At 71.5% G+C, this 14,520-nt stretch carries 14 protein-coding genes; 10 read left to right on the forward strand and 4 right to left on the reverse strand.

The window, feature by feature from the left end; genetic code table 11:
• Positions 1–8: 8 nt before the first annotated feature.
• Positions 9–956, reverse strand: a complete 948-nt coding sequence (locus ACIBI5_RS45860) for an ABC transporter permease (RefSeq protein WP_397256811.1) — start codon at positions 954–956, stop codon at positions 9–11.
• Positions 953–2,440, reverse strand: coding sequence for an ABC transporter substrate-binding protein (locus ACIBI5_RS45865; protein ID WP_397256813.1), 1,488 nt, complete (start codon positions 2,438–2,440; stop codon positions 953–955). Before ACIBI5_RS45865 ends, ACIBI5_RS45860 begins: the two co-directional genes overlap by 4 nt.
• Positions 2,441–2,554: 114 nt before the next feature.
• Here ACIBI5_RS45865 and ACIBI5_RS45870 point away from each other — a divergent pair, with 114 nt between their 5' ends.
• Positions 2,555–3,283, forward strand: a complete 729-nt coding sequence (locus tag ACIBI5_RS45870) for a FadR/GntR family transcriptional regulator (RefSeq protein ID WP_397256815.1) — start codon at positions 2,555–2,557, stop codon at positions 3,281–3,283.
• Between the two features lie 32 nt (positions 3,284–3,315).
• Positions 3,316–4,269 carry an adenylate/guanylate cyclase domain-containing protein gene (locus tag ACIBI5_RS45875; protein ID WP_184963621.1) on the forward strand — a complete coding sequence of 318 codons (954 nt, stop codon included), beginning with the start codon at positions 3,316–3,318 and terminating at the stop codon, positions 4,267–4,269.
• On the opposite strand, the gene ACIBI5_RS45880 is transcribed toward ACIBI5_RS45875, so the two are convergent.
• The gene (locus tag ACIBI5_RS45880; RefSeq protein ID WP_397256817.1) at positions 4,253–4,750 is read right to left on the reverse strand and encodes an SAM-dependent methyltransferase; all 498 of its coding nucleotides are present in this window, start codon (positions 4,748–4,750) and stop codon (positions 4,253–4,255) included. The two genes, ACIBI5_RS45875 and ACIBI5_RS45880, sit on opposite strands and share 17 nt — an antisense overlap.
• Positions 4,751–4,834: 84 nt before the next feature.
• Here ACIBI5_RS45880 and ACIBI5_RS45885 point away from each other — a divergent pair, with 84 nt between their 5' ends.
• The 3 genes from ACIBI5_RS45885 to ACIBI5_RS45895 are packed head-to-tail and all read left to right on the forward strand — an operon-like array spanning position 4,835 to position 7,315.
• On the forward strand, positions 4,835–5,323 hold the full coding sequence (locus ACIBI5_RS45885; protein ID WP_397256819.1) for a SigE family RNA polymerase sigma factor: 489 nt from the start codon (positions 4,835–4,837) through the stop codon (positions 5,321–5,323).
• Positions 5,320–6,312 carry a hypothetical protein gene (locus ACIBI5_RS45890; RefSeq protein ID WP_397256821.1) on the forward strand — a complete coding sequence of 331 codons (993 nt, stop codon included), beginning with the start codon at positions 5,320–5,322 and terminating at the stop codon, positions 6,310–6,312. The genes ACIBI5_RS45885 and ACIBI5_RS45890 overlap by 4 nt, the downstream gene beginning before the upstream one ends.
• Positions 6,313–6,346: 34 nt before the next feature.
• Positions 6,347–7,315 carry an LLM class flavin-dependent oxidoreductase gene (locus ACIBI5_RS45895; RefSeq protein ID WP_397256823.1) on the forward strand — a complete coding sequence of 323 codons (969 nt, stop codon included), beginning with the start codon at positions 6,347–6,349 and terminating at the stop codon, positions 7,313–7,315.
• Between the two features lie 46 nt (positions 7,316–7,361).
• Here ACIBI5_RS45895 and ACIBI5_RS45900 read toward each other — a convergent pair whose 3' ends face one another.
• A complete protein-coding gene (locus tag ACIBI5_RS45900) occupies positions 7,362–7,595 on the reverse strand; it encodes a hypothetical protein (protein ID WP_184963631.1) in 234 nt (77 codons plus the stop codon).
• Between the two features lie 348 nt (positions 7,596–7,943).
• On the opposite strand from ACIBI5_RS45900, the gene ACIBI5_RS45905 reads away from it, so the two are divergent.
• From ACIBI5_RS45905 to ACIBI5_RS45925, 5 genes are all read left to right on the forward strand, one after another.
• A complete protein-coding gene (locus tag ACIBI5_RS45905; RefSeq protein WP_397256825.1) occupies positions 7,944–9,017 on the forward strand; it encodes a hypothetical protein in 1,074 nt (357 codons plus the stop codon).
• Positions 9,014–10,702, forward strand: coding sequence for a GNAT family N-acetyltransferase (locus ACIBI5_RS45910; protein ID WP_397256827.1), 1,689 nt, complete (start codon positions 9,014–9,016; stop codon positions 10,700–10,702). Before ACIBI5_RS45905 ends, ACIBI5_RS45910 begins: the two co-directional genes overlap by 4 nt.
• A 27-nt stretch (positions 10,703–10,729) precedes the next feature.
• Entirely contained in the window at positions 10,730–11,821 is a 1,092-nt protein-coding gene (locus ACIBI5_RS45915) for a hypothetical protein (RefSeq protein WP_397256829.1), read from the forward strand.
• 107 nt (positions 11,822–11,928) lie between these two features.
• Positions 11,929–13,110 (forward strand): S8 family peptidase, encoded by a 1,182-nt coding sequence (locus ACIBI5_RS45920; protein ID WP_397256831.1) that lies wholly within the window; start codon positions 11,929–11,931, stop codon positions 13,108–13,110.
• A gap of 20 nt (positions 13,111–13,130) precedes the next feature.
• Positions 13,131–14,519 (forward strand): tetratricopeptide repeat protein, encoded by a 1,389-nt coding sequence (locus tag ACIBI5_RS45925; protein ID WP_397256833.1) that lies wholly within the window; start codon positions 13,131–13,133, stop codon positions 14,517–14,519.
• Position 14,520 lies beyond the last annotated feature (1 nt).

The following is a 14,520-nucleotide window of genomic DNA, read 5'->3' on the forward strand; positions in this document are numbered from 1 at the left end:
CCTGCCCCTCATCGTGCGCCTCGCAGCCGGGGGTCGAGGACGGCGTAGGCCAGATCGACGACGAAGTTGATGAGCAGCACCGCGACCACGAGCACCATGACCACGCCCTGGACGAGCAGGAGGTCGCGGCCGGCCACGCCGTTCAGGAGCAGGTCGCCGAGACCGGGGATGACGAAGACGCGCTCGACGACCACGGCGCCGATCAGCAGCGTCGCCAGCTGGAGGCCGAGCACGGTGACGACGGGGATGGAGGCGTTGCGCAGGCCGTGCCGCCACAAGGCGCCCATACGGCCGCGGCCCTTGGCTCGGGCGGTGCGCAGGTAGTCCTCGCGCATGACGTCGAGCACCGACGAGCGGACGTAGCGGGTCAGGACGGCGCCCTGCACCAGGCCCAGCGACAACCATGGCAGCAGCAGGCCGAGCAGCCATCGCGTGGGATCCTCCGCCATGGGCACGTAGCCGCCCGAGGGCAGCGCCTGGGCCTTCACCGCGAAGACGAACACCAGCAGGATGCCGGCCAGGAACGCCGGGATGGCGATGCCGACCTGGCTGAAGGCGCTGATCGCGGCGCCGAGCGGGTTGCGGTGGTGCACGGCGGCGAAGGTGCCGGCCGGGACCGCCACCAGCAGCGCGATGACCATGCCGCCGGTCACGAGCACCGCGGTGACCGCCAGCCGCTCGCCGATCTGCGGGCCGATGGGCGAGCTGGTCACGTAGGAGGTGCCGAAGTCGCCGGTGACCAGGCCGCCGAACCAGTCGAGGAACTGGGTGACGGGCGGCCGGTCGGTGCCGTACTGCTCGCGCAGCTCGGCCACGGCCTGCGGGGTGGCGTTGACGCCGAGCGCGATCTCGGCCGGGTCTCCGGGCAGCAGCGCCATGAAGGCGAAGACGACCACGCCGGCGACGGCGGTGCTCGCCAGGAGCACCGCCAGCCGCTTGACCAGGTAGACGATCACTGCTTGGCGAGTCCGGTGAAGTCGAAGGACTCGGCGATGGCGTTCTTCGGCAGTCCGGTGACGCCCTTCTTCGCGACGATGAGGTTCGGGAAGAGGAAGAGCCAGTCGGCGGCGGCGTCGTCGGACAGCAGCTTGGCCGCCTGCTTGAGCTTGTCGCTCTGCTCCTGCTCGGTGCCCTTGTCGGCCTCGGCGAGCAGCTTGCCGAACTCGGGATTGTCGTAGCGGAAGTAGTACGACTTGTCGGCGAAGATGCCCATGTCACGGGGTTCGACGTGGTTGATGATGGACAGGTGGTAGTCGCCCTGCTTGAACACCACGTCCAGCCAGCGGGCCGGGAACTCCAGCGGCTCGATGTCGGCGGTGATGCCCACCTGCGCGAGCTGCGACTTGACCACCTGGGCGGCGGCCACCGCGTACGGCAGGTTGGGGATGCGCATCTTGACGTTGTGGGTCTTGCCGCCGAGCAGTTCCTTGGCCTTGTTCACGTCGTACGGGTAGTCGCCGGTGCGGTCCTCGTACCACGGGTCCGTGGGCGGGACCATGGTCCCGATGAGCTGGCCTCTTCCGGCCCAGGCGGTGTCCAGGAGCGCCTTGTGGTCGATGGCGTGGCGTACGGCCTGCCGTACCTTCTTGTCGTTGAACGGCGGGCGGCCGTTGTTGAGGGAGAGCACGACCTCCCCGTTGGTGGTGCCCTCGACCGTCTGGAACCGGTTGGGATCGGCGAACTGCTGCAGCGACTCGGGGGCCTGGACGCTGGAGATGACGTCGATGCCGCCGGTCAGCAGCGCGTTGTTCATCGCCGTGGCGTCCTTGAAGTACTTCAGCGTGACGCCGGGGATGGCGGGCTTGGTGCCCCAGTACGTGCCGTTGGCGGTGAGCTGGATGGAGTCGCCGCGCTTCCAGCTGCCGAGCTGGTAGGGGCCGGTGCCGACGGGCTTGTTGGCGAGGTCGGCGACGCCCGTCCTGCTGAACATGGCGCCGAGGCGGGTGGCCAGCGCGTAGAGGAAGCCGTTGCTCGGCTGCTTGAGCGTGACGACGGCGGTGGTGTCGTCCTTCTTCTCCACCTTGTCGATGACGTCGAGCTGGGCCTTGATCTTCAGCTTCCAGTCGGATTTCACGCGGTCGAAGGAGAAGACGACGTCGTCGGCGGTGAAGGGGGCGCCGCCGGTGAAGGTGACGCCCTTGCGCAGGGTGAAGGTGTAGGTCTTGCGGTCCGGGGAGATCTCCCACTTCTCCGCGAGGAGGGGGACGATCTTGCCGTCCTGGTCGAGCTTGACCAGACCCTCGTAGACGTTGACCAGCAGGGCCTGCGGGATCGCGGCGCCCTCGGTCGCGGTGAAGTCGAGGTTGGCCGGTTCCGCCACGAACCCGACCGACAGCGACTCCTGCTTCGCCGCCGTGTTCCCCCCCGTCTGGCCGCCGCCTCCGCAGGCAGTGGCCAGCAGGAGACCGCCGGCGGCGATCATGGTCCCGATTCGCCTCATGTTCAACAGCCTCCTGGCTAGTGCACTGGTCGGACCAGTAGGCTACGCACACTGCCAGTCCTCAACTGCTCGGGTCAAGGGGGCTCTTCCATGGGCGGACCGCGGTTTGAACCGGTGCGCACCGTCCGCGCGTACGAGCGCGTCGTCGAGCAGATCGAGGAGGCCGTCGAGACCGGCACGCTCACCCCGGGACACCGGCTGCCCAGCGAGCGGGACCTGATGGCGCAGTTCTCCGTCAGCCGCTCGACCGTGCGCGAGGCGCTGCGCGTGCTGCAGGCCCGCGGGCTGGTCCGCTCCCGGCCCGGGGACCCCAACGGGGCCGAGGTGCTGCCGTTCACCCCGGCCGCGCTCCACAAGTCGATGACCACGCTGGCCCGGGTGGACCAGCTGTCGCTGGGCGAGCTGGTCGGGTTCCGCATGACGCTCGACTCCGCGGCCAACCTGCTGGCCGCGCGGCTGCGTACCGAGGCGCAGCTGGCGGAGATGGACGCGGCGATCACCGCGATGCGGGCCGCCGCCGAGACCGGCTACGACGCGTTCAGCGCGGCCGACGTCGCCTTCCACGACGCCGTGACCAGAGCCAGCGGCAACAAGCTCATCCAGATCTGCACCGACGTGGTGCGCTCCATCGTGCTGAACCTGATCGAGGAGAAGATCGCCGCCGCGCCCGACCAGGACGGGCTGATGCGCCAGAGCATCGGCCACCACGAGGAGGTCCTGGCCGCGGTGCGGGCGGGCGACGGACCGCTGGCGGCCCGCCTGTCGCGGCAGACCATGTACGACTACTACGTCGGCTATGTGCCCGCCGCGGAACGCGCCGCCCTGCGCGCGCTCCTGGACTGACCAGCGGCCCGGCAGGGTGTTAGGTTGCAGCCGTGACGAGTGAGGACGGGCTGACGGAGGCGTTCCTCCGCGAGCACCGTCGTTACACCAGCCACCAGGTCGCCGAGATGGCCGGGGTGCCCGTCTATCGTGCGCGCAAGTTCTGGCGCGCGCTCGGCTTCGCCAACGTCGCCGACGACGCGGTCGAGTTCACCGACTCCGACGTCGAGGCCCTGCGCACGCTGCTCGGCATGGTGAGCAGGGGCCTGTATGACGAGGGCCACGTGCTGCTCATGGCCCGTTCGCTGGGCCGGGCGACCGCGCGGCTGGCCGAGTCGCAGGCCGAGCTGGGCGCCGAGGAACTCGACCAGGCGGGCGTCCCGCTGGCCGACCGGCCCCGGGCGTGGACGCGCCGCGCCCGGCGGGTGGTGCCCGACCTGGAGAAACTGCTGGTCTACGCCTGGCGCAGGCAGCTCGCCGCCGCGGCCGGCCGCATGGTCGAGCAGGAGAAGACCGCGGTACGCCTGGCGGTGGGCTTCGCCGACCTCGTCGGGTTCACCCGGCTGAGCAGGCAGATCTCCGAGATCGAGCTGGCCGCGCTGGTCGACGAGTTCGAGGGCAGGTCGGCCGACGTGGTCACCTCGACCGGCGGCCGGGTGATCAAGACGCTGGGCGACTCGGTGCTGTTCGTCTCGGGCAAGGCGCACGACGCCGCGGAGATCGCGCTGCGGCTGCTGGCCGCCCACGCCAAGGTACGCGGCATGCCGGAGCTGCGCGTGGGCCTGGCGGTGGGGCCGGTCATCGGCCGCATGGGCGACGTGTTCGGCACCACGGTCAACCTCGCCAGCAGGCTGACCGCCCTGGCGCACCCCGGGACGATCCTCGCCGACCCGGACATCGCCGAGGAGCTGACCGGCGACCGCGCCTTCCGGCTGGTCCCGGTCGACCGGCTCACGGTGCGCGGGCTGGGCGAGCTGGTGCCGTTCACCGTCAAGCGGGCGCTGTGACCTCGCCCTTCACGCACAGCAGGTCGCCCTCGCGCATCGTCGTGACGTAGAAGCCGCCCGCGGCCAGCGCGCCGCCCACCTTCTCCGCCAGTTCCTCCGCGCGTCCCGGCGGCTCGTAGAAGACGTAGAGCGCGCCCCGCCCGGTGAGGGCGTTCCCGATGAGGCCGAGCTCGCCTGCCGGTGAGCGGGTCCAGAAGAGGTTGACGTTGACCGCGAACACCTTGTCGTAGCCGCCGTCGCCGATGCCGTCCTCGAGCGCCCCGAGGCGGAAGACGGCCAGGCCGGCGTCGAGGTGGCGCCGGTTGCGCCGCTCGGCCGCCTTGATCGCGGTCGCGGAGCGGTCGAGCGCGGTCACCCGCGCGCCCCGGTCGCAGAGCAGCTCGGCGGCCACGCCGCGGCCGCACCCGATCTCGAGGATCCGCTCCCCCGGGCGCACGTCGAGGGTGTCCACCGCCCATGTCAGCCGTGCCGGAACCGCCATGAACTCCATCCTGCCCCAGGGCAACCGGGCCCGCCGCCCGATGCGTCAGTACGGTCGACAGGCGACGACCCGAGAGGCCATCAGGTGGCAGACAGATCGTTATTTCATGATTTCGTGGCCGCGCGCTCGGACCACCTCCTCCGCACCGCCTACCTGCTGACCCACGACTGGGCGCTGGCCGAGGACCTGCTGCAGGAGGCGCTGGCCAAGGCGTGGTTCGCCTGGCCGAGGGTGGAGGAGCCGGAGCCGTACGTGCGCCGCGTCATCGTCACCACCTTCACCTCCTGGTGGCGGCGGCGCTGGCGGCGCGAGCTGCCCAGCCACGACCTGCCCGAGACCGCGCACCCCGACGCCACCGGCGGCTTCGACGAGCACGACTCGCTGTGGCGGGCGATCGGGCGGCTGCCGGCCAGGCAGCGGGCGGTGATCGTGCTGCGCTTCTACGAGGACCTGCCGGTCGCCGAGACGGCCCGGGCCCTCGGCTGCGAACCGGGCACGGTCAAGAGCCAGACGGCCAAGGCCCTGGCCAAGTTGCGGGTGGACGAATCGATCGTGAAGGAGTTGCAGCGATGACCGTGCAGGACCTGCGCAAGGTGCTGCGGGAGCGCGGTGCCGCCGCGCCCCCGCCCAACCCGGCCCGCCGTACCCAGGTCGAGGCCCGCATCCGCCGCAGGCGGCTGCGCAGGACCGCGGTGGCGGGCGGCGCGATCGCGGCCGCCGTCGTGCTCGCGGCCACCCTTCTCCCGGGTACGGCGCAACCGCCCGACCAGACGGCGGCCACCAAGCCCACGCTGCCCGGCACCTTCGTCGCCGCCGACGGCACCGAGTACCGCAAGGTGGCCGCCACGACCGTGGTCACCCCGGGCAAGAAGAAGGTCACCGTGACCGTCCCGCTGACCGGCAACCCCATCGACCTGGCCGCCAGTTGCACGGGCGCGGTCCGGGGGAGCATCACGCCGTCGGTCGCCGCCGCCGGCCTGCCCCCGCAGCACGACCTGGTGGCCTGCTCCAAGGAGATGCAGGTGCTCGGCCTCCAGGTCCCGAAGGGCACCGGCAAGGCCGAGGTCGTCATCGATCCCGTGGTCGCCGGCAAGGGCTGCGTCCAGACGAAGAAGAACGGGCCGTGTGACCAGCCGAAGATCGAGCGGAGCGTCTGGTCGCTCGCCTTCTACGAGTGGATCCCGCCCGCGCGTCCGGTGATCCCCGAAGAGCCGCGCGCCCTGCCCGGACGACTGGGCGAGATGAAGCTGAGAAAGACCGAGTCGGGAACCTGGCCGGAGCAGGACACCGTCACCTTCCGCACGAGCGGCGCGATCGGCCTGGAGAAGATCTGCACCGGCGATCTGGCCTCACGGCTCAGGTTCAGCGTGTCCGTCAACGGCAAGGACCCCGGCGTCAACGGCAGCTGCGCCGTCTGGAAGCAGGGTGACTTCCCCTGGGCGATGGGGCTGCACACGCTGCCGAAGGGCAAGACCTCGACCGTCACGCTCAAGCTGCACATGGACGGCGGCTCCCACCCCAACCGGCCCGTCCGCTGGTCGGTGGGCGTGTACGGCAAGTAGGAAATCTTTCCGGCCGTCAGGTGTTACAGCAAGGGTGACTCGTTACTCGATCCTCGACCGCTCGCTCGTCCGCGCCGGACAGGAACCGGCGCGGGCGCTGCGGGACACCATCGAGTTCGCCCGGCAGGCGGAGGAGCTGGGCTACCACCGTTTCTGGGTCTCCGAGCACCACAGCGTGCCCGGAGTGGCCGGTTCCGCGCCGACCGTGCTGGCCGCCGCCGTCGCGGCGGCGACCTCGCGCATCAGGGTCGGCACCGGCGGCGTCATGCTGCCCAACCACCGGCCGCTGGTCGTGGCCGAGCAGTTCGGCGTGCTGGAGTCGCTGTATCCGGGGCGCGTCGACATGGGGCTCGGCCGTTCCGTGGGGTTCACCGGCGGCATCCGCAGGGCGCTGGGGCACGGCCTGGCCGACGCCGGCGACTTCGGCGAGCGACTGGAGGAACTGCTCGGCTTCTTCACCGGCAAGCAGCAGGTCCATCCCGGCGTGCACGCGCAGCCGGCGGAGGGGCTGCGGCCGGAGGTGTTCGTGCTGGCGATGGGGGCCGGCGCCGACCTCGCCGCCGAGCACGGACTGCCCATGGTGATCGGGAACGGCGCGCGGATGACGGAGGCGGCCGGGCGTTACCGGGCCGCGTTCCGGGCGTCGGAGTGGGCGGCGCGGCCGTACGTGATGGTGGCGGCGAACGTGGCGGTCGGCGAGACGGCGGCAGCGGCGGCGTACCTGCAGGTGCCGGAGGCCTGGGCGACGGCGGTGTCACGGACGCGCGGCGCGTTCCCGCCCCTTGCCCCGGCGGCGGAGATCCTCGCCTCGGAGATGAGCGAGCGGGAGCGGGGGTATCTGGAGGAGGCGCGGGCCGGGCAGATCCACGGGACGGCCGGGGAGGTGGCGCTGGCCCTCGACGACCTGGTGGAGCGGTCGGGGGCCGATGAGGTGCTGGTCACGATGAACACCTACGACCTGGACGAGCGTCTCGACTCCTATACGAGGCTGGCGCGCCTGTAGGCGTCACCCGAGATGGGCGCTGCGGGGTCGCGCCCATCTCCTTGGTTCACGGCCCGAGGGCCAGGGCTACCTGCGCGAGGAGCACCACGGCCAGCGCGCCCAGCGCGACGGCGGCGATGAGGACGAGAACGATGCGCAGGAGGAAGGAGACTGCCTTCGCCACCTGGCGGACGGCGAAGAGCATCGCCCAGACGGACGCTATCGCGAGGAGTGAGAGCAGACCGCGGGCCGCTGCCACTCCCTCTGGGCTGGCGGTGGTGAGGAGGATTACGGTTGTCATGGAGTTCCCCGGTGGTTGACGCGCCGATGGGGCCTTACGAGTGCGGGCACTCCTGGAGATCGTCTGCCCCGGCCCGGGAGTGCCTGCGTGATCGCAGGGGGTGCTGTGCCCGCGTCCGACCGATGCGGGGCGGTGCGCGTGACGTGTTCATGGTTAACCTTTACCTAATCTTCACTTCTTCTCCTGAAGGAAGAATTCCCCTGCTGACGGCGCGAAAAACCTGCGCGTGCGGGGTCGATGGCTCTACGATGACGCGCACGCCAGTGAACTGCCCAAACGAACTACTCGCATCTGGACGCCAGTAGATGTTTACTTGGAGACTGAAGTTCAGATGAAGGGTGTTTCCTGATGGAACCGATGGACGACGCCGTCCGGGTTCTGGCGCAACGGCTGAAGTCGCTCCGCACCCGGCGCTGGCCGGAGGTGAAGATCACGCAGCCGATGCTGGGCGAGGCCCTGGCCAAGGGCGGACGGCCGCTCAGCTCCGGGCTGATCAGCTCCTGGGAGTCGGGCACGACGCCGAAGACGCCTCCGCTGGCGCGCCTGGACGACTACGCCACCCTGTTCTGCACCCCGCGTTCGATCAAGGACGGCGCGCTGCGCCTGCTGCCGGTCTCCGAGCTGACCGCCGAGGAGCTCGCCGAGCGCGGGCGTATCCGGGCCGACCTGCTCAGCCTGCGCAACGACGCGGTGCACGAGCCGGCCGGCGCGACCGCCAACCCGTGGGACTTCCGCGACGAGCGGCCGATCACCATCATCTGCGGCAGCCTGCCGGCCGACCTGACCGCGAGCCTGAGCAAGTACGTCGACCCCGACGATCCCGACTACATGGACCTCTACACCTACGCCGACATCGACGCCCTGTTCGAGCTCCACGGCCACCTGCGCGCGCTCAACCCGGCCAGCACGGTCCGCCGCCGCAGGGTCGACACCGTCTCGCCGACCGAGGACTTCGCCGGGCACGTCGTGCTGCTCGGCGGCGTCGACTTCAACCCGCGCACCGCCGACGTGCTGGCCGACCCCGCGATGCCGGTCAAGCAGGTGGCCGAGTGGGACGCGGGCCGCGTCTACTTCGAGGTCGGCGAGGAGCACTACCCGCCGACGCTGGAGCGGGGGGCCGACGGGCGGGAGATCCTGCTCGAGGACGTGGCCCACTTCTACCGCGGCCCCAACCCGCTCTACCAGAGCGGCACGCTGACCATGTGCAACGGCATGTTCGGGCGCGGCACCCTCGGCGCGGTGCGCGCGCTGACCGATCCGGCCCTGGCCGAGGCCAACAGCGAGTACCTCAACACCCGCTTCGCCGGGCAGGAGAGCTTCAGCCTGATCACCCGGGTCCTCGTCATGGGCGGCGCCGTGCTCACCCCCGACTGGCGCCTGTCCGGCAACGTGCTCCACGAGTGGCCGGAGGACGCGGGGTGAGCCGTCACCACCACGGCTCACACCGGCACCTCCTGGCGTCTCCCCCGCGGCCCGCCGGGACCGCGCGGGTCGATGCGATCATCGTGCCGACCGTGCGGCCGCCGGCGTATCTGCGGGACGCGGCGGCGGTGGCGGAGCGGCTCGGCTGCCCGCTGGTCACGTTGTCGAGCGGGCGCTACACCTCGGCGGCGCGGACCATGCGCGGGCTGGGCGAGATGGGCGTGGAACTGGTCGCCATCGAGCTGTCGCGGCACAAGCCGCTGCCCTCGCCCTTCCACGGCCCGGAGTTCCTGCGTTCCACCCCGCTCGACTGCCGCGCCGACACCGCCGCCAAGCGCAACGTCGGCATGGCGCTGGCCACCATGACCGGCTGGGAGAATGTCGTCTTCCTGGACGACGACGTCGTGGTGCCCGATCCGGCCGACCTGTCCGTGGCGGCCGCGCTGCTGGGCTCCTTCGACCGGGTGGCGCTGACGCTCGGCGGCTTTGCCGACAACTCGGTGGTGTGCCACGCCTACCGCGACAACGGCGGCGCCGACCAGGCCGCCTTCGCCGGGGCGGGCGCGATGGCCGTGGCGGCGGCCAAGGCTCCGGCCTACTACCCGGCCGTCTACAACGAGGACTGGTTCGATCTGCTCGGCGACGACGGCGCGCTCCGGCCCACGGCGAGCGTCGGCGCCGCGCTGCAGCGGGAGTACGACCCCTACGGCACGCCGGAGCGGGCCAGGCGCGAGGAGTTCGGCGACGTGCTCGGCGAGGGCCTGATGTGGCTGCTCGACTCGGGCATCTCCTGGCAGGCCGCGGACGTGGACCACTGGCGGGAGGTGCTGCGCCGGCGCCGCAGGCTCGTCGAGGACCTCCTGCACAGGGAGCGCAGGACGGCGGCGCGGGCCGCGCTCCTGGCCGCCCGCGAGCAGCTCAAGAACATCAAGGCGCGCGCCTGCCACCGCTTCGTGGAGGACTGGGCCGACGCCAGGAAAAGCTGGCAGGCCCACCTCGGCACGCTGCCGACCGGGCTGACGACGGCGCGGGCGTGCGAGCGGTTGCGGGAGCGCCATCCGGAGCTGACCGTGCACCACCACGAGCGGCGTCCGGCCGCCTACAAGCTCGGCGGCCCTCCCGGTACGGCCGCGCCGTACGCGGTCCGCATCCCCCGTCCCGAGGGCGGGCTGGTCAGGTTCGAGCCGCTCACCGAGGCCGGCGTCCCCGCCCTCGTGGACTCCTTCGGGCAGCGGCCCTACTTCGAGCGCGCCCTGGCCAGGCAGGAGAGCGGCCACGGCATCCTGCTGATCGCCTGGGACCGGAAGCGGGCCGTGGGGACCGTCTACATCTGGCTGGACAAGGCGGAGGAGAAGCGGCTGCGGCGCAGACTTCCGGGTACGCCCTTGCTCATGCACCTCGACCTGTTGCCCGAATACCGCGACACCGGGTTCGGCACCATGCTCGTCTACGTGGCCGAGCAGAAGCTCATCGAACGCGGCCACTCCACCGTCGCGCTCGGCGTCGATCCGGACAACCAGCAGGCGTACCGGCTGTATCTGCGCCTGGGTTACCGCAAGTGGAAGCACTCCCCGCTGCCGACGACCGAAGAGATCCTCCACGAGGACGGGACAAGCGAGCGCAAACCAGACAGATGTCACATTCTCTTCAAGACTCTTTCTCCGTTCCCGTCATCATTGCGATGATGGGAGCTTCGTGGGAAAGAGGCTTCTTTGTCACCTGATCATCACGGCTCACATCGCAAGCTGCTCTCCTCCCCAACCGCTCCCGCGCGTACGGGGCGGATCGACGCCATCGTCATCCCGACGGCGCGCCCGCCCGCCTTCCTCGACCACGCCGCCGACCTGGGCCGCCGGCTCGGCTGCCCCGTGGTCGCCCTGTGCAGCGGCGCCCGCACCGGCGCCGCCCCGGTACGCCGCCGCCTGCCCTGGGTGATCGCCGCCGACTTCCCCGGACCGGAACAGCGCCGGCTGCCCGACTTCGCCACCTCCCGTGTCCTGCCCCACTCCTTCCAGCGCTCCGGCGACCTGGCGGCCAAGCGGAACGCGGGGCTGCTGCTGGCCAGGATGATGGGCTGGCGCAACCTCGCCTTCCTCGACGACGACATCGTGGTCTCCTCCCCCGGCGACCTGCGCTCGGCCGCCGCCCTGCTGGACGAGCACGGCGCGGTGGCGCTGTCGGTCTCCGGCTACCCGGACAACTCGGTGGTCTGCCACGCCTACCGCGACGTCGGCGGCGACCAGGACACCTTCGTCGGCAGCGGCGCGCTGGTCGTGGACACCGCGCGGGCGCGATCCTTCTTTCCCGACGTGTACAACGAGGACTGGTTCTTCGTCCTCGAAGTGCCCCGGCTGGGGGTGACGGGCCAGATGTGGCAGGCGCCGTACGATCCTTACGAGAGCCCCGAGCGCGCCCGCGACGAGGAGTTCGGGGACGTGCTGGCCGAGGGCATCTTCTGGCTCCTGGACGACCGGCGTCCGGTGAGCGAGGCGGACCTGGAGCACTGGCGGACGTTCCTGCGCAGGCGCAGAAGCTTCATCGAGCACATCCACGCCCGCCTGGACCAGGCCGACGCGGCCAAGCGGGCGCCCATGGAGGAGTCGCTGCGCGCGGCGCTCGGCCGACTGACCCGCATCACGCCGGAGCTGTGCGTGCGCTACCTGGACGCCTGGCGCGAGGACCTGCGGGTGTGGCGCGAACACCTGCGGGACCTGCGCCCGGCCGGATCGGTGGAGGAGGCACTCGGCTCCCTGGGCGTGACCAGCCTGGTCACCGACCTGAGCACCCGCGTGACGTCGAGGTAGGCGGAAAACCGGCGCGACCCCCCTGACGAGGGCTGAGTAGGGGCTACTCATGCCGCTACCGCCGTCCTCGCCCAGGCTGTGCCCATACCTTCGGAAAGGCGGAAGTGATGGGCGACAGATACACGGTGCTGCGCGACCTGACCCGGACGTTCACCGCGGGTCCGCTGGAGGCGCGGCGGACCGGTGGCGGGCCCGGTGAGCCGCATCTGGAGACGCTCGACCTCAGCAAGCGGGAGGCCCGCGCGCTGGCGGCGGAACCGGGTGTGGCGGCTCTGGCCCCGACGATGCCGATCGGCCTGCCGATCGACGTGGACGGCGACGAGCCGCCCGCCCCCACCGATGTCACGTGGGGTGTCGCGGCGGTCGGGGCGCCGGGCTCCAGCAGGACCGGCGAGGGGTCGCTGGTCGCGGTGCTGGACTCGGGCATCGACGCGGGGCACACGGCGTTCGCGGGGATGGAGTTCGTGCAGAAGGACTTCACCGGCGACGGGAACGGCGACAAACGCGGCCACGGTACGCACGTGGCGGGCACCGTGTTCGGACGGCCGGTGGAGGGCATCAGGATCGGCGTCGCCCCGGGCATCGGGAAGGCGCTCATCGGGAAGGTCATCAGGGACTCCGGGGGCGGGACCACGGACGCGCTGCTCGAGGCCATTCTGTGGGCGGCGCGGGAGGGCGCGGACGTGATCACGATGTCGGTGTCGTTCGCGTTCACCAAGGCCGTCGAGGAGGACGTGGCCGAGGGGCTGCCGGTCTTCCTGGCCACGGCGCGGGCGCTGGAGGCCTACCGGGCCAACCTGCGGTTGTTCGACTCGCTGATGCGGATGCTGGCCGAGCGTTCGGCCGTGGACAAGGGCACGCTGGTCATCGCGGCCTCCGGCAACTCGAGCATGCGGGAGGTGAACCCGGCGTTCGAGGTGGGGGCCGAGCTGCCGTCGGCGGCCGACGGAGTGCTGGCCGTGGGCGCGTTGCAGAGGGTGGACGGGCTGCTGGACGTGACCCGGTTCTCCAACACCTTCGCCGACGTGTGCGCGCCGGGCAAGGACGTGTTCTCGGCCCGGCTGGGCGGCGGGCTGTCGGCCAAGAACGGGACCAGCATGGCGGCTCCGCACGTGGCGGGGGTCGCGGCGCTGTGGTGGGAGGAACTGCGTGACGCGCTGCCGCCCGCCTCCGTCGCGCGCGCCTCGATGGTCGCCAACCGGCTGCTGGCCGCGGCCACCGGCGCGGGGTTCGTGCCGGACGCCGACCTCGCCGACATCGGCGCGGGCCTGGCGCTCTGCCCGCCGTAATACCCACTAGTTTAGGGGACATGACCACGGATCAGCATGGACTGGCGACGACGGGCTCCGGCGCCGCCGTCCGGCACTACGACCAGGCCGTCGACGCGCTGCTCCACTTCCAGATCGAGGTGGACGGGCACGCGGCGGCCGCCGTCGAGGCGGAGCCCGGGTTCGCGATGGGCCACGTGCTCCAGGCCTACCTCGGGCTGCTCACCACCGAGGCGGACGACGCCAGGGCGGCCCGCGAGCGCTTCGCGTCCTTCCGCGCGCGGGCCGGAGAGGGCCTCCTGCTCCCCCGCGAGCGGGCCCACGTGGAGGCGGTGCAGGCCCTGCTGGACGGCGACTTCCGCACCTGCGGGGCCCGGCTGCAGGCGATCACCGAGGCGCACCCGCGCGACGCGCTCGCCCTGGCCGCCGGTCATCAGGTCGACTTCTTCACCGGCGACGCCCGCTCGCTGCGCGACCGGATCGGCGGCGCGCTGACCGGCTGGTCGGAGGACGACCGGCACTACGGGCACGTGCTGGGCATGTACGCCTTCGGACTGGAGGAAGCGGGCCACTACGACCGCTCGGAGGAGGTGGGCCTGCGCGCGGTCGAGCTCAACGCCCGCGACGTCTGGGGCATCCACGCGGTCGTGCACACCTACGAGATGCAGGGCCGCTTCGGCCAGGGCGTGCGCTACATGGACGCCCGGCTGGACGACTGGTCCACCGGCACGTTCTTCAACGTGCACAACTGGTGGCACTACTCCCTGTACGCGCTGGAGGCAGGAGACACCGGGCGGGCCCTGGAGATCTACGACGCCGTGCTCGCCGGCGGCCAGGGCGCGATGGAGCTGCTGGACGCGGCGGCGCTGCTGTGGCGCCTCTACCTCGAAGGCGACGTACGGCACGAGCGCTGGCAGGCCCTCGCCGACGCCTGGACGCCCAAGGCCGGCGAGGCCTTCTACGCCTTCAACGACATGCACGCCGTCATGGCCTACACTGGCTCGGGCCGCTATCGGGAGGCTGACCAGCTGATCGCCGACCGGCAGCGCTACCTCGCCGAGCCGCGCCCGGGGGTCACCAACCAGGAGATGACCGCCCGGGTGGGCCTGCCGGTCTGCCGGGCGATCGCCGCCTTCGGCCGCGGCGCGTACGAGACGGTGGTGGACCTGCTGTATCCGATCCGGCACCGGATCAACGAGTTCGGCGGCAGCCACGCGCAGCGTGACGCCGTGCAGAAGACCCTGCTGGAGGCGGCGCTGCGCGGCGGCCGCAGGGACGTGGCCAGGGTGCTGCTGAGCGAGCGCATCGGGGTGCGTCCGTGCAGCCCGTTCAACTGGCTCAAGCAGGGCGCGCTGGCCGAGCAGCTCGGCGAGCGCGCCGCCGCGGCCGCCGCCCGCCTCAAGGCCGAGCAGCTGGTACGGCAGGCCTGAC

The organism is Nonomuraea sp. NPDC050540 (genome assembly GCF_044457485.1).
Taxonomy (GTDB): domain Bacteria; phylum Actinomycetota; class Actinomycetes; order Streptosporangiales; family Streptosporangiaceae; genus Nonomuraea.